Annotated in this window: 24 protein-coding genes; 17 read left to right on the top strand and 7 right to left on the bottom strand. The window is 60.3% G+C overall.

Annotated elements, in window-relative coordinates; genetic code table 11:
• Positions 1-38 precede the first annotated feature (38 nt).
• Positions 39-503 (top strand): GNAT family N-acetyltransferase, encoded by a 465-nt coding sequence (locus CFU_RS18415; RefSeq protein WP_050808640.1) that lies wholly within the window; start codon positions 39-41, stop codon positions 501-503.
• 10 nt (positions 504-513) lie between these two features.
• Here CFU_RS18415 and CFU_RS18410 read toward each other — a convergent pair whose 3' ends face one another.
• A complete protein-coding gene (locus tag CFU_RS18410; protein ID WP_041742372.1) occupies positions 514-978 on the bottom strand; it encodes a rhodanese-like domain-containing protein in 465 nt (154 codons plus the stop codon).
• 416 nt (positions 979-1394) lie between these two features.
• Between CFU_RS18410 and glnA the strand changes: the two genes are divergently transcribed.
• From glnA to ntrC, 4 genes are all read left to right on the top strand, one after another.
• The gene (gene glnA, locus CFU_RS18405) at positions 1395-2810 is read left to right on the top strand and encodes a type I glutamate--ammonia ligase (RefSeq protein ID WP_014007515.1); all 1416 of its coding nucleotides are present in this window, start codon (positions 1395-1397) and stop codon (positions 2808-2810) included.
• Positions 2811-3219: 409 nt separating this feature from the next.
• Positions 3220-3681, top strand: coding sequence for a DUF4124 domain-containing protein (locus CFU_RS18400; protein ID WP_337999059.1), 462 nt, complete (start codon positions 3220-3222; stop codon positions 3679-3681).
• Between the two features lie 259 nt (positions 3682-3940).
• Positions 3941-5023 (top strand): nitrogen regulation protein NR(II), encoded by a 1083-nt coding sequence (glnL, locus tag CFU_RS18395; protein ID WP_041742369.1) that lies wholly within the window; start codon positions 3941-3943, stop codon positions 5021-5023.
• 88 nt (positions 5024-5111) lie between these two features.
• Positions 5112-6623 (top strand): nitrogen regulation protein NR(I), encoded by a 1512-nt coding sequence (ntrC, locus tag CFU_RS18390; RefSeq protein ID WP_041742368.1) that lies wholly within the window; start codon positions 5112-5114, stop codon positions 6621-6623.
• Between the two features lie 19 nt (positions 6624-6642).
• Here the strand turns inward: ntrC and prpR are convergent, their stop codons facing one another.
• Positions 6643-8292, bottom strand: coding sequence for a propionate catabolism operon regulatory protein PrpR (gene prpR, locus CFU_RS18385; protein ID WP_014007511.1), 1650 nt, complete (start codon positions 8290-8292; stop codon positions 6643-6645).
• Between the two features lie 278 nt (positions 8293-8570).
• Between prpR and prpB the strand changes: the two genes are divergently transcribed.
• From prpB to CFU_RS18340, 9 genes are all read left to right on the top strand, one after another.
• Positions 8571-9461 (top strand): methylisocitrate lyase, encoded by an 891-nt coding sequence (gene prpB, locus CFU_RS18380; protein WP_014007510.1) that lies wholly within the window; start codon positions 8571-8573, stop codon positions 9459-9461.
• Between the two features lie 45 nt (positions 9462-9506).
• Positions 9507-10667, top strand: a complete 1161-nt coding sequence (gene prpC / locus CFU_RS18375; protein ID WP_014007509.1) for a bifunctional 2-methylcitrate synthase/citrate synthase — start codon at positions 9507-9509, stop codon at positions 10665-10667.
• Positions 10668-10775: 108 nt separating this feature from the next.
• Positions 10776-11180: a hypothetical protein gene (locus CFU_RS18370; protein ID WP_014007508.1), complete on the top strand. Its 405-nt coding sequence runs from the start codon at positions 10776-10778 to the stop codon at positions 11178-11180.
• A 104-nt stretch (positions 11181-11284) separates the two neighbouring features.
• Entirely contained in the window at positions 11285-12736 is a 1452-nt protein-coding gene (locus tag CFU_RS18365) for a bifunctional 2-methylcitrate dehydratase/aconitate hydratase (protein ID WP_041742366.1), read from the top strand.
• A 126-nt stretch (positions 12737-12862) separates the two neighbouring features.
• Positions 12863-14755, top strand: a complete 1893-nt coding sequence (locus CFU_RS18360) for a propionate--CoA ligase (protein ID WP_041742364.1) — start codon at positions 12863-12865, stop codon at positions 14753-14755.
• A gap of 82 nt (positions 14756-14837) precedes the next feature.
• Positions 14838-15329, top strand: a complete 492-nt coding sequence (locus CFU_RS18355; RefSeq protein WP_041743661.1) for an arsinothricin resistance N-acetyltransferase ArsN1 family B — start codon at positions 14838-14840, stop codon at positions 15327-15329.
• Entirely contained in the window at positions 15329-16234 is a 906-nt protein-coding gene (locus CFU_RS18350) for an RluA family pseudouridine synthase (RefSeq protein WP_238531340.1), read from the top strand. The genes CFU_RS18355 and CFU_RS18350 overlap by 1 nt, the downstream gene beginning before the upstream one ends.
• Before the next feature lie 158 nt (positions 16235-16392).
• The gene (locus CFU_RS18345; RefSeq protein ID WP_014007503.1) at positions 16393-16650 is read left to right on the top strand and encodes a hypothetical protein; all 258 of its coding nucleotides are present in this window, start codon (positions 16393-16395) and stop codon (positions 16648-16650) included.
• 8 nt (positions 16651-16658) lie between these two features.
• Complete coding sequence (locus tag CFU_RS18340; protein ID WP_014007502.1) at positions 16659-17294, top strand: esterase/lipase family protein; 636 nt, start codon at positions 16659-16661, stop codon at positions 17292-17294.
• On the opposite strand, the gene CFU_RS18335 is transcribed toward CFU_RS18340, so the two are convergent.
• The 4 genes from CFU_RS18335 to ampC form a co-directional block, all read right to left on the bottom strand.
• Entirely contained in the window at positions 17291-18598 is a 1308-nt protein-coding gene (locus tag CFU_RS18335; RefSeq protein ID WP_014007501.1) for an MFS transporter, read from the bottom strand. The two genes, CFU_RS18340 and CFU_RS18335, sit on opposite strands and share 4 nt — an antisense overlap.
• The gene (locus CFU_RS18330; protein WP_190275172.1) at positions 18595-19047 is read right to left on the bottom strand and encodes a MarR family winged helix-turn-helix transcriptional regulator; all 453 of its coding nucleotides are present in this window, start codon (positions 19045-19047) and stop codon (positions 18595-18597) included. Before CFU_RS18330 ends, CFU_RS18335 begins: the two co-directional genes overlap by 4 nt.
• A gap of 178 nt (positions 19048-19225) precedes the next feature.
• On the bottom strand, positions 19226-20410 hold the full coding sequence (locus CFU_RS18325; protein ID WP_014007499.1) for an NHL repeat-containing protein: 1185 nt from the start codon (positions 20408-20410) through the stop codon (positions 19226-19228).
• Between the two features lie 157 nt (positions 20411-20567).
• The gene (gene ampC, locus CFU_RS18320) at positions 20568-21737 is read right to left on the bottom strand and encodes a class C beta-lactamase (protein WP_014007498.1); all 1170 of its coding nucleotides are present in this window, start codon (positions 21735-21737) and stop codon (positions 20568-20570) included.
• 168 nt (positions 21738-21905) lie between these two features.
• Between ampC and xth the strand changes: the two genes are divergently transcribed.
• Positions 21906-22673, top strand: a complete 768-nt coding sequence (gene xth / locus CFU_RS18315; RefSeq protein WP_041742363.1) for an exodeoxyribonuclease III — start codon at positions 21906-21908, stop codon at positions 22671-22673.
• A 67-nt stretch (positions 22674-22740) separates the two neighbouring features.
• On the opposite strand, the gene CFU_RS18310 is transcribed toward xth, so the two are convergent.
• Positions 22741-24252 (bottom strand): leucyl aminopeptidase, encoded by a 1512-nt coding sequence (locus CFU_RS18310; RefSeq protein ID WP_041742361.1) that lies wholly within the window; start codon positions 24250-24252, stop codon positions 22741-22743.
• A 37-nt stretch (positions 24253-24289) separates the two neighbouring features.
• Here CFU_RS18310 and lptF point away from each other — a divergent pair, with 37 nt between their 5' ends.
• Together lptF and lptG are read left to right on the top strand one after the other, a co-directional pair.
• Complete coding sequence (lptF, locus tag CFU_RS18305; RefSeq protein WP_041742360.1) at positions 24290-25441, top strand: LPS export ABC transporter permease LptF; 1152 nt, start codon at positions 24290-24292, stop codon at positions 25439-25441.
• On the top strand, positions 25438-26577 hold the full coding sequence (gene lptG, locus CFU_RS18300; protein WP_014007494.1) for an LPS export ABC transporter permease LptG: 1140 nt from the start codon (positions 25438-25440) through the stop codon (positions 26575-26577). The genes lptF and lptG overlap by 4 nt, the downstream gene beginning before the upstream one ends.
• Positions 26578-26597: the final 20 nt, after the last annotated feature.

Raw genomic sequence — 26597 nt, 5'->3', positions numbered from 1 at the left:
AGAGAAATTTGATTCGAGACGCGGCAGAAGCCGATTGCATGAGCCTGACCGCGCTGTCGATCCAGGTCTGGCTGCATGCCTACGCCACCGAAGGCGTCAGCGATGACCTGGCGCGCGAGGTGCTGTCGACTTTTACTCCCGGGTATTTCCGCGACATCATCGCCGATCCCGCTTACCGGCTGTTTGTCGAAGCGGACGGCGAAAACCTGCTGGGTTACGTCCTGCTCGACCTGGAATCGCCCTGCGCGGAAAAAAACTACGGCGGAGTCGAAGTCGACACGCTATACGTGCAGGAACATTTCCATGGCCGCGGCATCGGCCGCGCGCTGCTGGACCATGCGATCGGCAGCGCCGGCGCCCGGCTCTGGCTCACGGCCTGGGCCGGCAACGCACAGGCGCTGGGGTTTTATCGCGCTTACGGTTTCATCGACATCGGCACCGCCTGGCACGAATTCGAAGGCCAGAAATACGAGAACCGCGTACTGGCCTATCAGGCCGCCTGAAAGAATCCCGTCAAGCCCCCAGCCAAGGCAAGCCGGCCTTGCACCAGCCGTTGAGGTTTTTGCGGTGGCCGTTATTGTCCTTGTCGCCCTCGAAACCTTCCAGGATATTGAAACAGTTGGCATAACCGTTTTCGGTGGCCAGCTTGGCCGCATGTTGCGAGCGCACGCCGGAACGGCACAAGAACAGCAGCGGCGTGCCTTTTTCAGCGATCTGCGCCAGCTGCGCCAGGAAATCGGGATTCTGCACGCCGCCGGGATATTGCGACCATTGCACCGCCGCATGCTGCGGGTCGCGGATCGAGACCCGGCCGACCCAGTCGCGTTCGGCATTGGTGCGCACATCTACCAGGATCGTGGCGACGTCTGCCTGCAGCAAGGCAAACGCCTCGCTCGGGGTGACGGCGCCGGCATACGGCAAGTGGTCGTTCTGGCCGCGTTGCCGGGCAGTGGTCAGGAGTTCGTCGGTGGTGGGCATGGGCATCTCCAAAAAAATGATGGTTTTTCAACAAGTTGGTATTCAATGTCTGGTCGCACCATGATGGTGACAATCCTCGATTCGCCAAGACTGACGCACAAAAAAGGTGCTCACGTTTTTCATTGCACCATAATGGTGATTTTTGATAACGAGGGCAAGCCCGAAAAAGGCTGATACTGCGTTCTACGCAAGCTAATTACAGGATCGAATAAGCAAGCCGCGATGAACGGATGGTGGCATGGATTCTGCTATCATCCTGCACTGAGTTCTGGTCGTACTGAATTGCTGTCCGGTCATGGTTTGCTCACTACCTGTACATCATGATGTTACTGCGACGCTGAAAACTGCGCGCAACAGATCCTGAGCAGGGCGCACAATTTAAAAATTGCAGTACCTTTCATATTTAGGAGATTCACATGGCAATGACGGCCGCAGAAGTCTTGAAAATGGCAAAAGACAACGAAGTCAAATTCGTTGATTTTCGCTTCGCTGACACCAAAGGCAAGGAACAGCACGTAACTGTCCCTGTCTCTCATTTCGATATCGATAAATTTGAGTCGGGTCATGCATTTGACGGTTCTTCTATTGCTGGCTGGAAGGGTATTGAAGCTTCCGACATGTTGCTGATGCCTGATCCGAACACCGCGAACATCGATCCGTTCATGGAAGAAACCACCTTGTTCATGCAATGCGACGTGATCGAGCCATCCGACGGCAAGGGTTATGACCGCGATCCGCGTTCGATCGCCAAGCGCGCTGAAGCCTACCTGAAATCCTCCGGCCTGGGTGATACCGCCTATTTCGGCCCGGAACCGGAATTCTTCATTTTCGACGACGTCCGCTGGGGCGCCGACATGTCCGGCTGTTTCGTCAAGATCGGTTCGGAAGAAGCTGCATGGAGCACCGGCGCCAAGCTCGAAGGCGGCAACACCGGCCATCGTCCAACCGTCAAGGGCGGCTATTTCCCGGTTCCTCCAGTCGACAGCTTCCAGGACATGCGTTCGGAAATGTGCCTGATCCTGGAATCGCTGGGCATCCCGGTTGAAGTGCATCACCACGAAGTGGCCGGCGCCGGCCAGAATGAAATCGGCACCAAGTTCTCGACCCTGGTCGAGCGCGCCGACTGGACCCAGAACCTGAAATACGTAGTCTGGAACGTTGCCCACACCTACGGCAAGACCGCCACTTTCATGCCTAAGCCTATCGTTGGCGACAACGGCTCCGGCATGCACGTGCACCAGTCGGTCTGGAAAGACGGCAAGAACCTGTTCGCCGGCGACGGCTATGCCGGCCTGTCGGAATTCGCGCTGTTCTACATCGGCGGCATCATCAAGCACGCCAAGGCCCTGAATGCGATCACCAACCCAGGCACCAACTCGTACAAGCGCCTGGTTCCAGGCTTTGAAGCACCGGTCAAGCTGGCTTATTCGGCGCGTAACCGTTCGGCTTCGATCCGTATCCCGCACGTGGCCAATCCAAAGGGCCGCCGCATCGAAACCCGTTTCCCGGATCCGCTGGCGAACCCGTACCTGTGCTTCGCGGCATTGCTGATGGCAGGCCTGGACGGCGTGCAGAACAAGATCCATCCGGGCGAAGCAGCGTCGAAAGACCTGTACCATCTGCCGCCGGAAGAAGACGCGCTGATCCCGACCGTCTGCGCTTCGCTGGAAGAAGCACTGGAAGCGCTGGACAAGGACCGCGAGTTCCTGACCCGCGGCGGCGTCTTCAGCGACACCATGATCGATGCTTACCTGGACTTGAAGAAGCAGGAAGTCCAGCGCTATCGCATGACGACTCACCCGATCGAATTCGACATGTACTATTCGGTATAAGTCGGTTCGCAAGTTTGCAATCCGCTCTTGCCAGATGCAAGGGCGGACTGCAAGATAAAGGACAGGGATCTCCCTGTCCTTTTGTTTTTTTTACACGCTTGTTTTCACTACCTGCATATCGCAAACTATATTCTGCAGGATGGTTTGTCATTGCATGTTTCTTGACGTAAACTGTGTGGCGATTCGTAAGCGAGGGAGCCACGCAAGTAGTGGATTTTTGTGCCAGGCTAGGCGCAAACCGGAGCGATAGTGGGACTATCGCGAGGATTTGCAACAACGCCTGGTGCAAAAAGACGCTACTTGCGTGGTTTCATCGTTTGCGAAGCGCTACACTACTGGCTCGATTGAATTGCACTTGCGAAGAAAGTCTATGAAGCGTCTTTTACCAGGATTTCTGCTATTGGCGGCCGTGAGCATCGCCGCAGGCACTGCTCACGCCCAAAGCGAGGTGTTTCTGTGCGTGGACCAGAACGGCGTCAAGGAATACAAGAACACGGGCGACACCAAGGGCTGCAAGCGCGTCAGTTTACCGCCGCTGACCGTGACTTCGTCCGGCGGCAAGCCGGCGCGCGAAGGCGCCGCCGCCAGCAAACCGGCAGCTTCCACCCCGACCGACTTCCCGAAAGTGGACAACGGCACGCAAAAGGCGCGCGACAACGATCGCCGCCAGATCCTGCAGGATGAATTGAAGAACGAGCAGCAGCGCCTGGCCGGGCTCAAGAAAGACTACAACGACGGCACGCCGGAACGCCAGGGCAACGAGAAAAACTACGCCAAGTACCAGGAACGGGTGGCGTCGATGAAAGAAGACATTTCCCGCAGCGAAAAGAATATCGACGCACTCAACCGGGAACTGTCGAATCTGAAGTAATCGCCAGCATGGTATCAACCTTGCTTAATGCATAAGGCCGCCTTCGCGGCCTTTATTTTTGCCTACCCGGATTAGAATAAAGCCAGGCCGGACGCACCATAATGTGGCGATCCGGCATATTACCCACCGACATTGCTTACAAAGCTTGTTATGCTCGGAAAATGCACTATTTCAATCACACCGACAGTCTTACTGGCGTTGGCGCCGATGTGCCTCGCCGCGCTTTGCCTGGACCAGGTTTGTTAACAAGGATGCCAGGATGTCAATAAAACCCGCCGAACGGAATGCGCTCGCCAGCCTCGATCTGCTGGCCTCAGCGGTGCTGGTGCTGGACCAGCACGGACGCCTGGTGTTCGCCAACGCCGCTGCGGAAAACCTGCTGGAGAGTTCCAGCCGCCTGCTGCAGCAGCAGACGCTGTCCGACCTGTTCCTCAATCCGGACCAGCTGCTGGCGATCTTTGAACAGGCCCTGCAGCACCAGTTCGACGATTCGCGCCAGGACCTGATCCTGGAACGCGTGGGACGCGAGCCCTTGTGGGTCGACACCATCGTCACCGCGCTCGACAATCCCGACATGCCGGTGCTGATCGAGCTGCGCGAGAATGTGCAGCAGCTCAAGCTGGAGCGCGAGGAGCGCCTGATCGACCAGAGCCAGGTCAACAAGGAGCTGATCCGCAACCTGGCCCATGAAATCAAGAATCCGCTGGGCGGCATCCGCGGCGCCGCCCAGCTGCTGGAGCTCGAGCTGCCGGAGCGCCATGTCAAGGAATTGCGCGAATACACGCAAGTCATCATCAAGGAAGCCGATCGCCTGCAGACCCTGGTGGATCGCCTGCTGGCGCCGCACCGGCTGGCGCAGATCGTGGGCGACGTCAATATCCATGAGGTATGCGAGCGGGTGCGCAGCCTGATCGTGGCCGAATTCCCGAGCGGCCTGAGCATCAAGCGCGATTACGACCTGTCGATCCCGCAATTCCGCGGCGACAAGGAGCAGCTGATCCAGGCAATCCTGAACATCGCCCACAACGCCGCGCAAGCGTTGCAGGAGCGCATCAAGGCGGGCGACGCCGAACTGGTTTTCCAGAGCCGGATAGTGCGCCAGGTGACGCTGGCCAAGGTCCGTTACCGGCTGGCACTAGACTTGCATATCATCGACAATGGACCTGGCATCCCGGCCGAGATTCAAGAACGCATTTTCTATCCGCTGGTATCGGGACGCGACGGCGGCAGCGGTTTGGGCCTGACGCTGGCGCAAACCTTTGTGCAACAGCACATGGGCGTCATCGAATGCGAGAGCCGGCCGGGATATACAGATTTCAGGATTCTTATACCTCTGCCCTGATGCCTGCAGCAGGTAGGCCGTGATGGCGATGAGAAATGTAATCGACTACGAGTTTAACGGACTGCGCTCCTGGCGCAGCACAACACACATGAAACCAATCTGGATTGTTGACGACGACGAATCGATTCGATGGGTGCTTGAAAAAGCGCTGGCCCGCGAAAACCTGAGCACCAAGAGTTTCTCCAATGCGCGCGATGCGATCGAAGCGTTGCAATCGAGCACGCCGCAAGTGCTGGTCTCCGATATCCGCATGCCGGGCGCTTCCGGCCTGGAGCTGCTGCAAACCGTCAAGGCCAAGTTTCCCGGCGTGCCGGTGATCATCATCACCGCTTTTTCCGACCTCGATTCCGCGGTTGCCGCGTTCCAGGGCGGCGCTTTCGAATACCTGGCCAAGCCGTTCGACGTCGACAAGGCAGTCGAACTGATACGGCGCGCGCTGGAAGAAAGCTTGCGTGAAGCGAATGTCGAGCAGGCATCCGCCGAGACCCCGGAAATCCTGGGCCAGGCACCGGCCATGCAAGACGTGTTTCGCGCCATCGGCCGCCTGTCGCAATCGAACGTGACGGTGCTGATCACCGGCGAATCGGGCACCGGCAAGGAGCTGGTGGCACGCGCCCTGCACAAGCACAGCCCGCGCGCTTCGCAGCCGTTCATCGCCCTCAATACCGCGGCGATTCCGAAGGACTTGCTGGAGTCGGAACTGTTCGGCCATGAGCGCGGCGCATTCACCGGCGCCCAGGCTTCGCGCCGCGGCCGTTTTGAACAAGCCGAAGGCGGCACCCTGTTCCTCGATGAAATCGGCGACATGCCGTTTGATTTGCAGACCCGTTTGCTGCGGGTTTTGTCGGACGGCCATTTCTATCGCGTCGGCGGCCACCAATCCTTGAAAGCCAACGTCCGCGTCATCGCCGCGACCCACCAGAACCTCGAGACCCGGGTCCGCGAAGGCCTGTTCCGGGAAGACTTGTATCACCGCCTGAACGTGATCCGGCTGCGCCTGCCGAGCCTGCGCGAACGGCGCGAAGACATCCCGATCCTGACCCGTTATTTCCTGAGCCAGAGCGCCAAGCAGCTGGGCGTGGAAAGCAAGCGCGTCTCCGACAACGCCATGCGTTTCATGAGCAGCCTCGACCTGCCGGGCAATGTGCGCCAGCTGGAAAACCTGTGCAACTGGATCACCGTGATGGCGCCCGGCCAGACCGTCGAGATCAAGGACCTGCCGCAAGACCTGGTCGGCGGCCGCGATCAAAGCATGCAGCTGGAAAGCCCGGCCAGCAGGCCGGTGGCGTTCGATCCGCACCTGGCGGCGCCGGCCGCCGCCGCGCACTATCCGGAAATCCTGGCGCCTGCCGCGCAAGCCGCCGGCGAAAAGCAGAGCTGGATTGCCTTGCTCGAGGCTGAAGCGGCGCACATGCTCAGCAATGGCGACGCCGACGTCATGGATGTGCTGGGACGGCAGTTCGAATCGGCCCTGATCAAGATTGCCTTGCGCCACACGCACGGGCGCAAGAACGATGCCGCGGTACGCCTCGGCATCGGCCGCAATACCATCACGCGCAAGATCCAGGAACTGGGCATAGCCGGCGCCAAGGACGATTGACCCTTAAGGCAGGGGCAGATTATCGCTCCTGCTGTTCCCTCAGCTTGCGCCATAGGGTAGTGCGGCTGACGCCAAGGTACTGCGCCGCCGCCGCGCGGTTGCCGTCAAATCTTGCCAGCACCTGCGCCGCGGATTCCACCACTGCCGGCGCTACAGCCGCCGGCAGCGCAGCAGCCCCGGTCGCCAATTCCGGCGCCGCCGCCAGCAGGAAGGCCGGCGTCATCGAGCGCAATGGCTCGGCCGAGAGGAACAGGGCAACCCGTTCCATCACATTGCGCAGCTCGCGCACATTGCCGGGCCAGGCATAACTTTCCAGCAGCGGTGCGCAAGCCACAACCTCGGCGTGCAGGTTGGCGTGCGGCCGCACGTCGAGCGACGCCAGCGCCTGTTTCAGGCACCATTCCGCCAATGCCACCAGGTCGTCCGGACGCGCGCGCAGCGGCGGCAAATTCAGGCGCAAGACGCCGATGCGGTAAAACAAGTCCGCGCGAAAACGGCCGTCGCGTACTCTTTCCTCAAGGTCGCAATGGGTGGCGCTGATGATGCGGACATCGACCGCGATCGGGCGGGTGGAACCTACCCGCACCACTTCCCGCTCTTCCAGCACGCGCAGCAACCGGGTTTGCAGCGCCAGCGGCATTTCGCCGATTTCATCGAGGAACAGGGTACCGCGGTGAGCGGCCTCAAACAGGCCGGCGCGGCCGCCGCGGCGCGAGCCGGTGAACGCGCCTTCTTCGTAGCCGAACAATTCCGACTCCAGCAACGATTCGGCGATCGCGCCGCAATTCACCGCTACAAAAGGCCGGCTGCCGCGGGCGCCGGCCGTACCCTGCGCCAGCGGATGTTCGCGATGGATCGCCTGCGCCGCCAGCTCCTTGCCGCTGCCGGTTTCGCCATGGATCAGGACGTTGGCCGGCGAGCGCGCAAACAGCGTGACCGACCTGCGTATCGCTTCCATGGCGTCGGATGGGCCGCGCAAATCGCTGATGCCGTGCTTGGCCCTGAGCGTATCATTTTCCGAATAGCTGGCCGGATAGCTGCGGCCGCCGGTCGATTCCAGCTGCAGCTGGGACAAGCGCGCCAGCTCCAGCGCATCGTTGAACGCTTGCCGGATCGAGGCCGCGGAGTAGACAAAAATGCCGCTCAGCCCGGCTTCCTCGGCGAGGTCGGTAATCAGCCCGGCGCCGACAATCGCCTTGATGCCGCTCGCTTTCAGGTCGTTGACCTGGGCCCGGGCATCTTCCTCGGTGGCGTAGCTGCGCTGTTCGATGCTGAGGTCGAACGCGGCCTGGAACTCGGCCAGCGCCGGCATCGACGCCTGGTAGGTGATGACGCCGACCCGCGGCGTGATCCTGCGCGCCCTTGCCAGCGCCTGCATGACGTCGAAGCCGCTGGCTTTGGCGATGATGACCGGCACCGACAAGCGGCTCTTCAGGTAGGCGCCGTTGGAGCCGGCGGCGATCACGGCGTCGCAGCGTTCCGTCGCCAGCCGTTCGCGGATGTGCTGGACCGCGTCTTCGAAGCCCAGCTGGATAGGCGCGATATTGGCCTGGTGGTCGAATTCCAGCGTGATGTCGCGGAACAGGTCGAACAGGCGCGATACCGAAACGGTCCAGATGACCGGCAGGTCGTTGTCGCGGTTGCTGGAGGAGTGCAGGGGGCGGGCCATATTATCGTTGTTTCATTTGTGTTTCACATTTGTTTCAAATAAATATTTGAAACATAGTATGGAACATCGCAGCCGGGAATGCAATTGCCCCCTGGGCGCAAGGCAATCAGCGCAAGTGCCTGATTTCAAATGCATAGTCGTCCTGCTGCGGGAAGCAGGATGGGGACTGGCAGCCTTCCATGGCGGTTATGGCATGGCGATTGCAATATTGCTGTATCGGTTTCCCCATGAAACTCGTTCAGTACACTGCAATTACAAAGTAACTACAAGGTGACGACATGACCCAATATTCCGCAGGCGCCGCATTCAGGCAAGCCGTCCGTGACGAATCGCCGTTGCAGGTAGTCGGCGCCATCAACGCCAATCACGCCTTGCTGGCCAAGCGCGCCGGTTTCAAGGCGATCTACCTGTCCGGCGGCGGCGTTGCGGCCGGTTCGCTGGGTTTGCCTGACCTGGGAATCTCCAACCTGGACGATGTCCTGACCGACGTGCGGCGCATCACCGATGTCTGCGACCTGCCGCTGCTGGTGGATGTCGATACCGGCTTTGGTTCGTCGGCGTTCAACGTCGCACGCACCGTCAAGGCCATGATCAAGTTCGGCGCCGCCGCCATGCATATCGAAGACCAGGTCGGCGCCAAGCGCTGCGGCCACCGGCCCAACAAGGAAATCGTCAGCAAGCAGGAAATGGTGGACCGCATCAAGGCTGCCGTCGATGCCCGTACCGACGACAACTTCGTCATCATGGCGCGCACCGATGCGCTGGCGGTGGAAGGCCTGGAAGCGGCGATGGAACGCGCCGTGGCTTGCGTTGAAGCCGGCGCTGACATGATCTTCCCGGAAGCGATCACCCAGCTCGACATGTACCGGGCCTTCGCGGCGGCGGTCAAGGTGCCGGTGCTGGCCAACATCACCGAGTTCGGCTCCACCCCGCTGTTCACGGTCGATGAGCTGAAATCCGCCGATGTCGGCCTGGTGCTGTATCCGCTGTCGGCGTTCCGCGCCATGAACAAGGCCGCCGAAAACGTCTATACCGCGCTGCGCCGCGACGGCACCCAGAAAAACGTGATCGACACCATGCAGACCCGCGCCGAGCTCTACGAGCGCATCAATTACCACGAATTCGAACAAAAGCTGGATGCCTTGTTTGCGCAGCAGAAGGCGAAATAAGCGGCACCCCGGATCCTGGTCTATCAAATCGCATAGGAGATTTACATGAGTGAACAACAGCCCGCAGCGACCCCTTTCAAACCTAAAAAATCGGTAGCCCTGTCCGGCGTCACCGCCGGCAACACCGCGCTGTGCACGGTCGGCAAGACCGGCAACGACCTGCATTACCGCGGCTACGACATCCTGGACATCGCCGACAGCTGCGAATTTGAAGAAATCGCCCATTTGCTGGTGCATGGCAAGCTGCCCACCAGCGCTGAACTGAAAGCCTACAAGACCAAGCTGAAGGCCTTGCGCGGCCTGCCTGCCAACGTCAAGGCCGCGCTCGAGTGGCTGCCGGCGGCTTCGCATCCGATGGACGTGATGCGCACCGGCGCTTCCGCGCTGGGCTGCATCCTGCCGGAAAAAGACGACCATAATGCGCCCGGCGCGCGCGACATCGCCGACCGCCTGATGGCTTCGCTCGGCTCCGTCCTGCTGTACTGGTACCACTACAGCCACAACGGCAAGCGTATCGATGTGGAAACCGACGACGAATCGATAGGCGGCCATTTCCTGCACCTGCTGCACGGCGAAAAACCGTCCGCGCTGTGGGAAAAGGCGATGCACACTTCGCTGATCCTCTATGCCGAGCATGAATTCAATGCCTCGACGTTCGCCGGCCGGGTGATTGCCGGCACCGGTTCCGACATGTATTCGGCCATCACCGGCGCCATCGGCGCCTTGCGCGGCCCCAAGCACGGCGGCGCCAACGAGTTCGCCTTCGAAATCCAGAAGCGCTACGACAATCCGGACGAGGCAGAGGCCGACATCAAGAAGCGTGTCGAAAACAAGGAAGTGGTGATCGGCTTCGGCCATCCGGTGTACACCATATCCGACCCGCGCAACAAGGTGATCAAGGAAGTGGCGCGCAGCTTGTCCAGGGATGCCGGCTCCCTGAAGATGTTCGATATCGCCGAACGGTTGGAAACGGTGATGTGGGACATCAAGAAGATGTTTCCCAACCTGGACTGGTTTTCGGCCGTTTCGTACCACATGATGGGCGTGCCGACCGCCATGTTCACGCCTTTGTTCGTGATTGCCCGTACTTCCGGCTGGGCGGCGCACATTATCGAGCAAAGAATCGACAACAAGATTATTCGTCCATCGGCGAATTATGTGGGCCCAGAAGATTTAAAATTTGTCCCGATTGGCAAACGCAAATAGCGCCTGTAGGTAAAATGGCAATACAGGCGCAAAAGCGAGCCAATAGACGTTTCCATCACGCAAGCGATGGAAGCCACTGCTTACTTAACGCCTTAGGGCCGGGACCATATGATCGCTTTTAACGCATTGAATACCTACCGCATCGCTTCCGCTTTGACACTCACCGCCTTGCTGGCCGCTTGCGGCTCCAGCGTGCCGCTGGCCGAAACCAAGCCGGAGCCGACCTTGCCGAACCTGCTGAAGCTGGAGCCGACGCCGTCGGCAAGCCTGCTGACCGGTAATTTCTATTGCGAACTGGGCAACCGGGTCGACCTGGCCGGCGGCGCCGGCAGCGAAGTCAAGCTGAACTGGAAAGGCCGCAGCTACCCGATGACCACGGTCAGCACCACTACCGGCGCAGTGCGCCTGGAAGACAAGGCCAGCGGCCTGGTGTGGATCCAGATCCCGGCCAAGTCGATGCTGCTCAACTCCAAGCTGGGACAGCAGCTGGCCAACGAGTGCAAGCTGCGCTGATGCCCTGAACCGGGCAGGCGTTGCGGGAGTGACGGCGGCGGTATTCTTGCTTTATTTTTTTGGTTTTAACTGTTCGTTTTAATTTTTCACCATCAAGGAAAACAATGTCCGCTCACATCTCCAACGTCCGCCCGAAATACGACAAAGTGCTGGTCGATATCGTCGACTACGTGACCAAATACAAGATCACTTCCAAGGTCGCCTACGATACTGCCCGCAACTGCCTGATCGATACCCTGGGCTGCGGCCTGGAAGCGTTGGAATACCCGGCCTGCAAGAAACTGATGGGACCGATCGTACCGGGCACCGTGGTGCCTAACGGCGCCAAGGTGCCGGGCACCCAGTTCCAGCTCGATCCGATCCAGGCCGCATTCAACATCGGCGCCATGATCCGCTGGCTGGATTTCAACGATACCTGGCTGGCCGCGGAATGGGGCCATCCGTCCGACAACCTGGGCGGCATCCTGGCCACCGCCGACTGGCTCTCGCGCAACGCCATCGCCGCCGGCAAGAAGCCGCTCAAGATGAAAGACGTGCTGACCGCGATGATCAAGGCGCACGAAATCCAGGGCTGCATCGCACTGGAGAACTCCTTCAACAAGGTCGGCCTGGACCACGTGGTGCTGGTCAAGGTCGCTTCGACCGCGGTCGTGGCCGAAATGATGGGCCTGACCCGCGAGGAAATCCTCAATGCGGTGTCGCTGGCATGGGTCGACGGCCAGTCGCTGCGCACCTACCGCCATGCGCCGAACACCGGTTCGCGCAAGTCCTGGGCGGCCGGCGACGCTACCTCGCGCGCGGTACGCCTGGCGCTGATCGCCAAGAGCGGCGAAATGGGCTACCCGTCGGTGCTGACCGCCAAGACCTGGGGTTTCTACGACGTGCTGTTCAAAGGCCAGCCGTTCAAGTTCCAGCGCAAGTACGAATCGTATGTGATGGAAAACGTGCTGTTCAAGATTTCCTTCCCGGCCGAGTTCCATTCGCAGACCGCGGTGGAAGCGGCGATGACCTTGCATGCGGAACTGGCCAAGGCCGGCAAGTCGGTGGACGACATCAAGAAGATCACCATCCGCACCCACGAAGCCTGCATCCGCATCATCGACAAGAAGGGTCCGCTCAACAATCCGGCCGACCGCGACCACTGCATCCAGTACATGGTCGCCGTGCCGCTGATTTTCGGCCGCCTGACTGCCGGCGACTATGAAGACAAGATCGCTGCCGACAAGCGCATCGACATCCTGCGCGACAAGATCGTCTGCGTCGAAGACAAGGCTTTCAGCAAGGATTACCACGATCCGAAGAAGCGTTCGATCGCCAATGCGCTGACGGTCGAATTCAAGGACGGCAAGAAGCTCAAGGAAATCGTGGTCGAATACCCGATCGGCCACGCGCGCCGCCGCAAGGATGGCATTCCGCTGCTGGAAGCCAAGTTCAAGATCAACCTGGCGCGCCAGCTGTCGGTCAAGCAGCAGCAGAAGATCCTGGAAGTTTCGCTGGACCAGAAGAAACTGGAAGACATGGCGGTCAACGAATATGTTGATCTGTATGTGATCTAAAGAAACTGCGCCCCGCTCTGACGGGGCGCATTTGCGACGGGTGCCGGAAACATGCCGCAGAAGCATGCGCACTCGCACGGGGAGCCTCCATACCCTGCGGTTCTTTATAAGAAACGAGGAGACAGCATGAGTTTCGCCACCTTTTACCAGCGCTCGGTCGACGATCCGTCCGCTTTCTGGGCCGAGCAAGCCAGGCGCATCGACTGGCACCATCCGTTCTCGCAAGTACTCGACGGCAGCCGGCCGCCGTTCGCCAGGTGGTTTGTCGACGGCGCCACCAACCTGTGCCACAACGCGGTCGACCGCTGGGTGGCGACGCGCGGCGAGCAGGCCGCCCTGATCGCGGTTTCGACTGAAACCAATACCGAAAAAACCTATTCCTTCCGCGAGCTGCATGCGGAGGTCAACCGCACAGCCGCCATCATGCAGGCGCTGGGCGTAGGCCGCGGCGACCGTGTCCTGATCTACATGCCGATGATCGCCGAGGCAGTATTCGCCATGCTGGCCTGCGCCCGCATCGGCGCCATCCATTCGGTGGTGTTCGGCGGTTTTGCCTCGAACAGCCTGGCCAGCCGCATCGACGATGCGACGCCCAAGCTGGTCGTCTCCGCCGACGCCGGTTCGCGCGCCGGCAAGATATTGCCCTACAAGGGTTTGCTGGACGAGGCGATCAAGCTGGCGCGGCACAAGCCGGCGCATGTCTTGATGGTCGATCGCGGCCTGGCTGCGATGGCAACGGTGGCCGGCCGCGATGTGGATTATGCCGAGCAGCGCCGGCTGCATATGGATGCCAAGGTGCCAGCAGTCTGGCTGGAGTCGAACGAAGCTTCTTATATCCTGTACACCTCCGGCACCACCGGCAAGCCCAAGGGCGTGCAGCGCGATGTCGGCGGTTATGCGGTGGCGCTGGCGACTTCCATGGACACCATCTTTTGCAGCAAACCGGGAGGAACATTCTTCTGCACCTCCGACATCGGCTGGGTAGTCGGGCATTCCTACATCGTTTACGGCCCTTTGATTGCCGGCATGGCGACGGTGCTGTACGAGGGTCTGCCGATCCGTCCGGATGGCGGCGTCTGGTGGAGCATCGTCGAAAAATACAAGGTGACGCGCATGTTCTCGGCGCCGACCGCGATCCGGGTGCTAAAAAAACAGCCGCCGGAACTGATGAAGAAATATGACTTGTCTTCCCTGCAGGCGCTATACCTGGCCGGCGAACCGCTGGACGAAACCACCTCCAGCTGGATTTCATCGGCGCTCGGGGTGCCCATCGTCGACAATTATTGGCAGACCGAATCCGGCTGGCCGATCATGACCATCGCCAGGAATGTCGAGGACAAGCCAAGCAAGCTGGGCAGCCCTGGCGTGCCGATGTACGGCTATAAAGTGCGGCTGCTCAACGAAGCTAGCGGCGAGTTATGCGGCGCCAACGAAAAAGGCGTGGTGGTGATCGAATGGCCGTTGCCGCCGGGCTGCATGCAAACCATCTATGGCGACGACCAGCGCTGCATCGATACCTACTGGGCCACGCAAGTGCCGGGCTCGCCCAACCCGGCTTATTCAACCTTCGACTGGGGCATCCGCGACGACGACGGTTATTACTTCATCCTCGGGCGCACCGACGATGTCATCAATGTCGCCGGCCATCGGCTCGGCACGCGCGAAATAGAAGAGAGCATTTCCAGCCATCCGAACGTATCGGAAGTGGCGGTGGTCGGCATTGAAGACAAGCTGAAAGGGCAGGTGGCGGTGGCCTTCGTGATTCCCAAGGCGGCGGTCGATACGGCGCAGGGGCGGGCTGCGCTGGAAGCAGAGATCATGGGCACGGTCGACAGGCAGATCGGCAGCGTCGGCCGCCCGGCGCGCGTATATGTGGTCGGCCTGCTGCCGAAAACCCGCTCCGGCAAGCTGCTGCGCCGTTCGATCCAGGCGATCTGCGAGGGGCGCGATCCGGGCGACCTGACCACCATTGAAGACCCGTCGTCCCTGCAGCAGGTCAAGGACGCCTTGCTGGCCTGATGCGGCGTATTTGGCCGATGTCCTCAGTACGGGCGATTGCGCGGTATGATTGTGCATTCGCCTGTATAAGCTGAGTTTTGCCATGACCCACACAATCCGCCCGGCCACCACCGACGATGCCGCCGCCATCTGCGACATCTACAATCCCTACATCCGCGATACTTTCATCAGTTTCGAAACAGAACCCGTAACACCGGAACAGATAAAGCATCGCATCCTGGATATCACCGCCAGTTTCCCGTGGCTGGTATGTGCAGAGAACGAACAGATCCTCGGCTACGCGTATGCCACCAAATGGCGCACGCGCGCGGCCTACCAGCATGCTGTCGAGACCTCGGTGTACCTGTCGCCCGAGGCCGCCGGCAAGGGGCTCGGCAGTGCGCTGTATCGGGCCCTGATCGCTGAACTGCAGAAACTGCCGGTGCACGTGGTGATCGGCGGCATTGCCTTGCCGAACGCCGCCAGCATCGCCTTGCATGAAAAAATGGGCTACGAAAAAGTGGCGCACTTCGCCCAGGTCGGCAAGAAATTCGATCGCTGGATCGACGTCGGGTATTGGCAACGGGTATTGTGATGATGCAGCTACGCCAGCCGCTGCCGGCGCCGTTACCGGTTATTGACGGCGTTGCGCCAAGCTACCTGTGGCTGCCGGCGGGCGAATGGCCCGATCTGCTGAGTTTCCTGGAACAGCGTTTCCCTGCTATAAGCAGCGCTACCTGGGTGGCGCGAATGGCGCGCGGCGAAGTGGTTGACGGCGAGGGCGTGCGCCTGGCGCCGGGCAGCCCGTACCGGCGCGGCATGCGCATTTTCTATTACCGTGAATTGCCGGCCGAGACGCCGATTCCGTTTGAAGCTTCGATCCTGTACCAGGATGAGCGGATACTGGTGGCCGACAAGCCGCATTTCCTGCCGGTGATCCCGAGCGGGCGTTTCCTGCACGAGACCTTGCTGGTCCGCCTCAAGAAGCAAACCGGCCTGGCCGACCTGACGCCGATCCACCGGCTGGACCGGGAAACCGCAGGCGTGGTGATTTTTTCCCATGACGTGGCCAGCCGCGGCGCCTACCAGTCGCTGTTCCAGCAACGGCTGGTCGACAAGACCTACGAGGCGCTGGCGCCGAGCGCGCCGGGCCTGGTGCTGCCGCTGGTGTATCGCAGCCGCATGGTGGAGGGCACGCCGTTTTTCCGTATGCAGGAGGTAGCCGGCGAGCCGAATTCGGAGACCCGTATCGAACTGATCGAGCAGCGCGAAACCTGCAGCCGCTACCGGCTGCGGCCGCTGACCGGCAAGAAACATCAGTTGCGCGTACATTTGGCAGCATTGGGGATACCGATCATCAACGATGCTTTTTATCCCGAGGTACATCCTTGCAAGGGCGACGACTTGTCGGCGCCCTTGAAACTGCTGGCGCGGGAAATCGCTTTTGTCGATCCGCTGGACGGGCGGCGCCGCCATTTCGCCAGCCAGCGCGAACTGTAAAAGATGAACGTTGGATAACAGACGAGGTAGGGTGGGCACCTGTGCCCACGCAGTGCCGTCGACATCCGCGTGGGCACGCGTGTCCACCCTACGAGAGCGATGGATAAACAAGAGTTTTCATGATTTAAGCAAGTATCAGTAGATACCAGGAGAATGCAATGAGATCAACCCGAGCCACAGCGGCGGTCGAACGTCTCAATGCCCGCAGCACCGATGTACGCTATTCGATGGTGAGGACCGCAGAGGAATTGTTTTACCTGACGCAGAACGCCGGTTTCGAGGCGCCGATCCGCTTGAGCGAAGCGCTGGAGCTGGACGCTTTCGTCCGCTTCGTCAACGCCTACGGCCCGCAAAAACCGAAGCGCATCAGCAAGCTGGATGTCGCTTTTGAAAAACAGCTGCAGAAAAAAGACTAGCCGTACCAATGAGCGCCCGCCCGACCGCCAGTGCAGGCGTACACGCCATCCTGGTGCATGGCATGGGCCGCACGCCGGTGTCGATGCTGCTGCTTGCCAGGCGCCTGCGCGCGGCAGGCATCACACCCCACCTGTTTGCCTATTCGGCCGCGTTTGAACGCTGGCTGCCTTGCGTCGAACGCTTGCGCAAATTCATTGCAGCGCGCGCCGGCGAGCAGCGCTTCATCGTTGTCGGCCATTCGCTGGGCTGCGTGCTGACGCGCGCCGTATTGCCAAGCCTGGCGCGGGCGCCCGAGCTCGGCGTATTCCTGGCGCCGCCGACCATGGCTTCCAGCTACGCCATCAAGCTGTCCCGATGGCGCGTGTTCCGCTTGCTGACCGGTGAAATGGGACAGCTGCTGGCGCGCCAGGAGTTCATGGATAGCTTGCCGGTCCCGGATATTCCATTGCGCGTGTATGCCGGCATCAAAGGGCCGCGCGGCAGCTGGATGCCGTTCGGCGACGAACCGAACGACGGCATCCTGTCGGTCAAGGAGGTGCAGCTGGGAGAAATACCGGTGCAGCTGCTGCCGACCATTCACACCGTCATCATGAATTCACGCCAGGTGGCCAGCGATATCGTGGCCACCGTCGTGACCCGTTAGCGATTCAATGCCGGCGTCGCCGGTATCAGGTCGCCGCCGGCATGGTGGCCCTTGATCCGCAACACCATCACCGCGGCCACGATGCAGGCTGCCCCCATCAATACCGACGACAGGGTGTAGCTGCCCAGGCTGTTGCGCAGCGAACCGGCCAGCATGGTGGCGCTGGCGGCGCCCAACTGGTGGCCGGCGACGATCCAGCCGAATACGATAGGCGCGGCCAGCCGGCCGAACACATCGTTGGCCAGGCGCACGGTAGGCGGCACGGTGGCGATCCAGTCGAGACCGTAGAACAGGGCGAACACCGGCAAGCCGAAATAGCTGAGGCCGAAAGCGTGCGGCAGGAAAATCAGCGCAACGCCGCGCAAGCCGTAGTACCAGAACAGCAGCACACGAGCATTGAAACGATCCGACAGCCAGCCTGACATGGTGGTGCCGAACAGGTCGAGCAAGCCCATGGTGGCCAGGATGCTGGCGCCGCCGACGGCGGAAATGCCGTAGTCGCCGCACATTGCAATGAAATGCGAGCCGATGTAGCCGTTGGTGCTCATGCCGCAAATGAAGAAGCTGAAGAACAGCAGCCAGAAATCGCGGATTTTCACCGCTTTGCCCAGGGCTTCGAAAGCGATGGACAAAGGATTTTTGGATTTGCTGACCGCTTCCGGCGGCAGTTCTTCGAACTGGCCGTAGCGTTTCATGCCGATGTCTTGCGGCCGCTCAGGCAGGAAAATCGCCACCAGCGGGATCGCCAGGGCCGCCACGCTGGCCACCAGCATCGCCACCGAACGCCAGCCGTAGTGTTCGACCATATAGGCCATCAGCGGCAAGAACACCATCTGGCCGGTGGCCGAGCTGGCCGTCAGCAAGCCCATCGCCAGTCCGCGCCGAGTCTCGAACCAGCGGCTGACAATGGTAGCCGCCAGCGTGTTGGCGGCGACGCCGCTGCCCGATCCCACCAGGATGCCCCAGGCCAGCACCATGTGCCATGGCATGGTCATGAAGGTGCTGACGAAAGTACCCACCGCCAGCAGCACCAGCGCTCCCAGCACCATGGGGCGGATGCCGTAGCGCTGCATGGCCGCCGCCGAAAATGGCCCGATCAGGCCGTACAGCGCGATGTTGACCGAAATGACGAAGGAGATGGTGGTGACGCTCCAGCCGAATTCATGCTCCAGCGGCAGGATCATCACCGAGGGCGTGGCGCGGATGCCGGCAGCCGCAAGCAGTACGAGGAAAGTGATGCCGACGATGATCCACACGTAGCTGAAACGTGTGCGCGACATGATGGCGTGTATGGTCTGGTTCATAAAGTGGCGTTTTCGTTTTGTTCGAATTTCACATTTGCATCATCGACCAGGCTCATCAAGGCATGATGCGTCTGGTCGCCCAATATCGTGTTGATGACGTCTTGCGCCTTGCGCCAGTTAGGTTTGGACTGTTTCCACTTGCGCTCCCCTTCGGCGCTCAGGCGGACACCGAAGGAACGCTTGTCGGTCAGCATTTCCAGCGGCAGGTCGACGGTCTCGATCCAGCCCGCGCCGATCAGGGGCTTGAGCGTGCGGCTCATGGTGCTGCGATCCATGCCCATGTTGTGCGCCAGCGGGATCACGCCGATCGGACCGTATTTGCCTATCCTTGCCAGCAAGGAGTACTGGCTGATGGTGAGTTCATCGGCGGCCAGGTAGTGGTCGTAGATATTCGTCATCTTGCGCGTCAGCTGGCGCAGGGTGGTGCAGCTGCATTCGTTTTTCATCATAAACAATCCTTTTCATGCATATGCATCCATGTATATGCATACTAATGGCGATGACAGGACGGTGTCAACAGGCTTGTTGTTATTTGTGCGTGGAGAGGGAAGGGGGAGGCGGCCGCAGCCGCCCGCGCGGCTTATCGTTCAGGCAAGAGCGGCATGTGCGGCCGATTGCAACAGCCCGCTAGAGCTTGAAAAGGCACAGGCACGATGAGGAATTTGAATTGCCGCCGCCGAACAAGGTGCTGACCTGCGCATCGGGCGTCACTTTGCGGATCAGATTGTTGCTGGTGTCGGCGACATAGATATTGTTGGCAGCATCGGCAGCGATGCCTTCGGGCTGGTTGAAGCGGGCCTTGTTGCCGCTGCCGTCGGTGCTGCCCGCGGTCCCGGCCGCGCCGGCCAGGGTGCTGACCACCCCGGTCAGCGACACGGTGCGGATCAGCTGGTTGCCGCTGTCGCTGACGCGGATATTGCCGGCGCTGTCCAGCGCAATGCCATACGGCTGGTTGAAACGGGCGCGCTGGCCGCTGCCGTCAGCGCTGCCGGAGCTGCCTGCCGTCCCCGCCAGGGTGCTGACATTGCCATTCTGGTCAAGCTTGCGGATGGTGTTGTTGTTGCTGTCGGCGATATAGATATTCACAGCGAGATTGACCGCAGTGCCGGTTGAATTGCCAGCGTTGTCGAGCGTGATGCCGCGCGGCAGGTTGAATTGCGCGCGGGTGCCGCTGCCGTCCGAGCTGCCCTGGCTGCCGGCGCTGCCGGCCAGCGTCGTCACTACCCCGGCGGCGGTGATCTTGCGCACGGTAGCGTTGCCGGTATCGGTGACATACAGGTTGCCGGCGCCGTCGCGCGCCACGCCCCAGGGCTGGTTAAAGCGCGCATCGCCGGCGGTGCCGTCATTCTGCCCGGCCTGGCCGGCGCTGCCGGCGATGGTCGTCACCACGCCGGCGCTGGTGATCATGCGGATCGTATGGTTCTGGGTATCGGCCAGGTACAGGTTGCCGCCGGCGTCGACCGCGATGCCGCCCGGCTGGTTGAAGCGCGCCCGGCTGCCGCTGCCATCGCTGCTGCCGGAATTGCCGGCGCTGCCGGCCAGCGTGCTGGCTTCGCCGGCGGCAGTGATCTTGCGGATGGTGTTGTTGGCGGTATCGGCCACGAACAGGTTGCCGCCGGCGTCGACCGCGATAGCGCCGGGCTGGCTGAACCTGACATTGCTGCCGCTGCCGTCGCTGCTGCCGGCTGCCGTATTCGGCGTGCTTGCATTGCAGCTGGCTTGGTCGGTGGTTTGGTCGTTTCTGCAGCAGGCCGCCAGGATCAGGGCCAGCAAGCAGAGGGACAGCCTGGCAGGTAGTTTTACAACTCGCATGTGGTCTCTGGTAGGTTAACTCCGATATGCCTGATGACAAATCGATACGAGAATATTACCGGATTCCAGGGCTTTCTTGGGAGCAAAGTTGGCGTGGCTGGAATTGCGCCATCGTGGTGTGCGCCGCCAGCCGATTCGACTCCTGTGCGGTCGACGGTTAATTTTTCGATGCGGCCTCGCTGTCCAGGCGGGTCAATATCCGGTATGCCGCAGTGACTCGCTGGTCGATCGGATAGGATTTGTTCGCCAGGATCACGATGCCGATCTTTTTGGCCGGCACGAAAGCCGCGTAGCTTGAAAAACCATTGGTAGAACCGGTCTTGTTGATCAGCACGTCAGCCTGCGGCGGCAGCGCGGGGTTTAGCCTGGCGGCTGGCAATTCGTCGTAGAGGGCTGTGGTAGCGTTGCCTGCCAACAGCCGCTTCAGTTCTAGCGGATAGGGGTATTGTTCCCAGATCAGGTCCTGCGTGAACTCTCCCGAGACGAAATATCCTGTATGCGTATCAGTGATTGCGCGCTGCAATTTCGCTTCAAGCTTGATTGCCTGCATGTTGGCGCCGATGAAGCGGATCAAGTCGGCCGAACCGGATTTCACCCCATACGCTTCAGACGCCAGCACGCCGGGATTCACCCTGACCGGGACATCTTTTGTAGTGTAGCCTTGCGCATAGTCCTTCATCTGGCCAGCTGGTACGTTGATGTAACTGTGCGTCATTCCCAATTCGGGGAAAAGCTTCTTTTCAATAGCGTCGTCAAAAGACATGTCCATGCTCTTGGCTGCAATCATGCCGAGCAAACCGATGCTCGGATTTGAGTATTTCCTGTATGTGCCGGCGGCATGGGCCGGCTGCCAATGCTTGAAATAATCCATCAGCTGTCCGGTATTGCCGAGATCGTCCGGGACTTGCAGCGGCAGGCCGCCGGCAGTGTGGGTGCCCAGGTTGAGCAGGCTGATATTGTCAAAGCTGCTGCCGCCCAAGGACGGCAGGTATTTGCTGGCGCTGTCGCTCAATGACAGCTTGCCGTCGACCTGGGCATAGGAAGCCAGCGTCGCCGTGAATGTCTTGCTGAGCGAGCCGATTTCGAAGAGTGTCCTGTTGGTAACGGGTTGCCGGGTTTCCTTCGACGCTACGCCATAGTTAAAGAAATAGTTCTTGCCGTCGATGGTGACGGCGACCGCCATGCCCGGGATAGCGTAGCTTTGCATCAGCGGCTGGATGGCGCTGTCTACAGCGGTTTTAATGCCGGACTGGTCGAGGCCGGCGCCGGCACAGCTGCCGGCAACGAGAAAACAAGCTGAAAAGGACAGTACTTTCAATATGCTCATGGTTTTTTGCGGTTATCGCTTAAAGTCTTGTAAAGACGAAAATATCCTCCCTTGGCGAGTTGCTCGCAAGCGAGAATAATTTCGGTAAGACTAAAGAAAATCTTATGACTCTACTTCAATGCTAGCTTGCGGTAACATCGCCACATATTAAATAAGGATTTGGAAGAAATGCAAAAGATCGCTACATGGAACGTCAATTCGCTCAAGGTACGCCTGCCGCAGGTGCTGCAATGGCTGGCCGAGAATCCGGTCGACGTCCTGGCCCTGCAGGAAACCAAGCTGACCGACGACAAATTCCCGGCGGCGGAAATCGAGGCGGCCGGTTACCACGTGGTGTTCAGCGGCCAGAAGACCTATAACGGCGTGGCCATCCTGTCGCGCCATCCGATCACCGACGTGGTCAAGAACAACCCGCGCTATGAAGACCTGCAGCAGCGCATCATCGCCGCCACCATAGACGGCATGCGGATTGTCTGCGCCTATATTCCCAACGGCCAGTCGCTCGAATCAGAGAAGTACCAGTACAAGTTGAAGTGGCTGGACGCCTTGCACGACTGGCTGCAGGACGAGTGCAAGCTGCATCCGAAGCTGGCCTTGATGGGCGACTACAATATCGCGCCGGAAGACCGCGACGTCCACGATCCGGCCGCCTGGGTAGGGCAGAACCTGGTGTCGCCGGCCGAGCGCGCCGCCTTCGTCCGCTTGCAGGGGCTGGAACTGACCGACGCCTTCCGCATGTTCGAGCAGGCGGAGAAACTGTATAGCTGGTGGGATTACCGGCAGATGGGATTCCGCCTCAACCGCGGCATGCGGATCGACCATATCCTGCTGTCGCCGCCTTTGGCGGCGCAGTGCACGGCTTGCGTGATCGACAGGGTGCCGCGCAAATGGGAGCAGCCGTCGGACCATGCGCCGGTGATAGCGACGCTGGGCTAAACAAGGAGCAAATAAAAACGGGGCGCCGGCATTGCTGCCGGCGCCCCGTTTGCCATCTGATTACCGATTACTTGGCTGCTGCAGCGCGATTCATCAGGAAAGTGGTCAGCAGGGCTACCGGCCGTCCGGTAGCACCCTTGGCTGCGCCGCTTTTCCATGCCGTGCCGGCGATGTCCAGGTGGGCCCAGGTGTATTTCTTGGTGTAGCGCTCCAGGAAACAGGCTGCGGTGATGCTGCCGCCGGCCGGGCCGCCGATATTCGCCATGTCGGCGAAATTCGACTTCAGCTGTTCCTGGTAGCTGTCTTCGATCGGCATGCGCCATGCGGTGTCGCCGGTCGCCTTGCCGGCGCTGAGCAGCTCGTTGGCCAGGGCGTCATGGGCGCTGTCGTGACGGGTGAACAGTCCGGAATTGTGATGGCCGAGCGAGGTCACGCAGGCACCGGTCAGTGTCGCGATATCGACCACGGCAGCCGGCTTGAAACGCTCGACGTAAGTCAGGGCGTCGCACAGCACCAGGCGGCCTTCGGCGTCGGTGTTCAGGATTTCGATGGTCTGGCCCGACATCGAAGTGACGATGTCGCCCGGTTTGGTGGCGGTGCCGGACGGCATGTTCTCGGTGGCGGGAATGACGCCGATCACGTTCAGCTTCAGCTTCAGTTCTGCGATGGCGCGGATCGTGCCCAGCACCGAACCGGCGCCGCACATGTCGTATTTCATCTCGTCCATGCCGGCGCCGCCCTTGAGCGAAATGCCGCCGGTGTCGAAAGTGATGCCCTTGCCGACCAGTACCGTCGGCGCATCCTTGGCCTTGCCGCCGAGATGCTTGATGATGATGAACTTCGGCGCTTCGCCGCCGCCGCGCGCAACCGACAGGAAACTGCCCATTTTCAGGGCTTCCAGCTGCTTGCGGTCCAGCACTTCGACCGACAGCTTGAATTCTTTGGCCAGTTTCTTGGCAGTGTTGGCGAGGTAGGTCGGGGTGCAGACGTTGCCAGGCAGGTTGCCTAGCTCCTTGGTCAGGTCGATGCCGTTGGCCAGGGCCAGGCCTTGCGCCACGGCTTCCTTGGCGACAGCCGCCTTGGCGGCGGCGACCAGGAAGGCGACCTTCTTGACGCCGGATAATGTTGTCTCTTTCTTACTTTTCAGGGTGTCGGAGCGATAGCTACTCTCGCGCAGCACCAGGATGCTGCTGCGGATGGCCCATGCCAGGTCGCGTTCCTTGATGGCGTCGAACGGCAGCGCCAGCACGGCGTCGTTGCCGCCCAGGGTCGCTATGACGCGCGCCACGCACAGGGCGGCCATCGACATGACCTTGTCGCTCAGCTCGCCGTCGGCGCCAAGGCCGATCAGCAGCACGCGCTCGGCGGCGACGCCGGCGATTTTGCGCAACAGCAGGGTGGAGCCTGGTTTACCGGAAATGTCTCCGGACTTTAGGGCAGCAGTGATTTCACCAGATTTGTCAAGAGCCTGCGCTTGTGGCGAGAGTTTCTTGTTTTCATAGATCCCGACTGCGATACAGCCGGCTTTCAGAGAGGCAATTGAGGTTTTTGCGTCAATGGTTTTTATGCTAAAGTCCATCACTACTCCTTTTTTTGATCCGCAATTATATTCCCCAATGATCTTTCAGCGCGCACTCCGACGCGAATTAATTAGCACCGCTGGTGCAGTTTTTACTACGCTCTTCACAATTATCATCACGGTGATGCTGATCAAGATTCTGGGACAAGCAGCCGGAGGACAGATTGCGTCCCAGGACGTGGTCGCGCTGATCGGTTTCCAATCCTTGAATTACATGCCGATCCTGCTGATCCTGACCGGCTACATTTCGGTGCTGCTGGTGGTCACGCGCAGCTACCAGGATTCGGAAATGGTGGTCTGGTTCGCTTCCGGCCAGAGCCTGGTGCGCTGGATCCAGCCGGTGCTGTGGTTCGGCCTGCCGCTCATCATCCTGACCACTTTCCTCAGCTTCGTGGCGACGCCCTGGGCCAACAGCCAGAGCGCGCAGTACCGCGAGCGCTTCGAAAAGCGCGAAGACATCTCCCGGGTATCGCCCGGCAAGTTCCAGGAATCGGCCTCGGCCAACCGCATCTACTTCGTCGAAGGGCTGGCCGGCGACGCCAGCAAGGTCAAGAATGTCTTCGTCAATACCCAGCAGGACGGCAGGAACAGCATCGTGGTGGCCAAGGAAGGCAATATCGAGCTGGACAAGAACGGCGACAAATTCCTGATCCTGTCGAAAGGGCGGCGCTATGACGTCCTCTCCAGCCAGAACGAGTTCCGGATCATGGAATTCGAGCGTTACGGCGTGCTGGTGGCCAGCAATTCGCAGGCGGTGAACGGCGACAAGTCGGCGCGCGCCCTGCCTACCGGCGACCTGCTGAAAGACCGCAACGGCTTCAACATGGGCGAGCTGCTGTGGCGCCTGTCGCTGCCGCTGATGGCGCTGTGCCTGATGCTGCTGGCGATACCGCTGAGTTTCGTCAATCCGCGCGTCGGCCGTTCGGCCAGCTTGCTGATCGCGCTGCTGCTGTTCATCACCTACAGCAACGTGACCAATATTTTCCAGGCTTCGGTGGTGCAGGGGCGGATGTCGTTCGGCATCGCCTGGTGGCCGATGCACCTGGTGGTGCTGATCATCATCGGTTTGCTGTTCATGTGGAGGCTCAATGTCAACAGCCGCTGTCACCCCCTGGTCATGTGGTCGGCTGTCAAGCATGCGCGCCTGATTAAAGACAAAAAAACGATTAAAAAAACGGCGGCAACATGAAGGTCCTGCAGCGTTATTTCACCTCCGAGATAGTCCGTTCCGTCCTGTTCACGCTGGCGGCTTTCCTGGCGCTGTTCGCCTTCTTCGACCTGATGAACGAACTGCCGTCGGTCGGCCGCGGCGGCTACAAGCTGCAGCACGCCTTCTTTTTCGTCTTGCTGGGTTTGCCGAGCTATGCCTATGAGCTGATGCCGATTGCAGCCCTGATCGGCACCATCTATACCTTGTCGCAATTCGCCGCGCGCTCCGAATTCACCATCATGCGCGTCTCCAGCATGTCGACCATGATGACCGCCAAGATCCTGATCAAGATCGGCCTGCTGTTTGTGATCGCCACGGTGCTGATCGGAGAATTCGTTTCCCCCAAGAGCGCCGAGTTTGCCGAGAAAGTGAAGCTGGAAGCCAGGGGCTCGTCGATCTCGCAGAAATTCAAGACCGGCTTGTGGAGCAAGGATGTGATACGGGCCGGCGCCGACGGCGCCAGCGGCGACATCGTCGGTTCGCGCTTTATCAATATCGGCGAAATCCGGCCGGACGGCCAGCTGGTCGGCGTCAAGCTGTATGAATTCGACCGCAACCTGCACATGACGTCCCTGATCCTGGCCGCCCATGCCGAGTACCAGGGCAAGCACACCTGGCGCATGGCCGATGTGGTGCAGACCGATTTTGTCAACGGCACCTCGACCGAAGACATCACCACCGCGATCGCCACCAAGAAATTCCCGAGCAAGGACCTGGTGTCGGAAATCACGCCGGAGATCCTGTCGGTCCTGTTTGCCGACCCGGACCATATGTCGGCCTACAATTTATGGTCTTATTCCCAGCATCTGGCGGAAAACAACCAGCATACCGAGCGCTACGACATCGCGTTCTGGAAAAAGCTGGTGTACCCCTTGTCGGTATTCGTGATGATGGCGCTGGCCTTGCCGTTCGCCTACCTGCATTTCCGTACTGGCGGCGTCAGCCTGAAGATCTTTACCGGGATCATGATCGGTGTAAGCTTCCAGCTGGTGAACACGCTGTTTTCGCACCTCGGCTTGCTCAATACCTGGCCGCCCTTTTTCACCGCGGCCTTGCCGAGCACCATCTTCCTGCTGATCGCCATCGGCGCCTTGTGGAAGATCGAGCGAAGTTAGAGCCTTGTTTGAAGATCGGG

Origin of the sequence: Collimonas fungivorans Ter331, from assembly GCF_000221045.1 — a bacterium.
Taxonomy (GTDB): domain Bacteria; phylum Pseudomonadota; class Gammaproteobacteria; order Burkholderiales; family Burkholderiaceae_D; genus Collimonas; species Collimonas fungivorans_A.
This window is presented reverse-complemented; position numbering and strand designations above follow the sequence as displayed.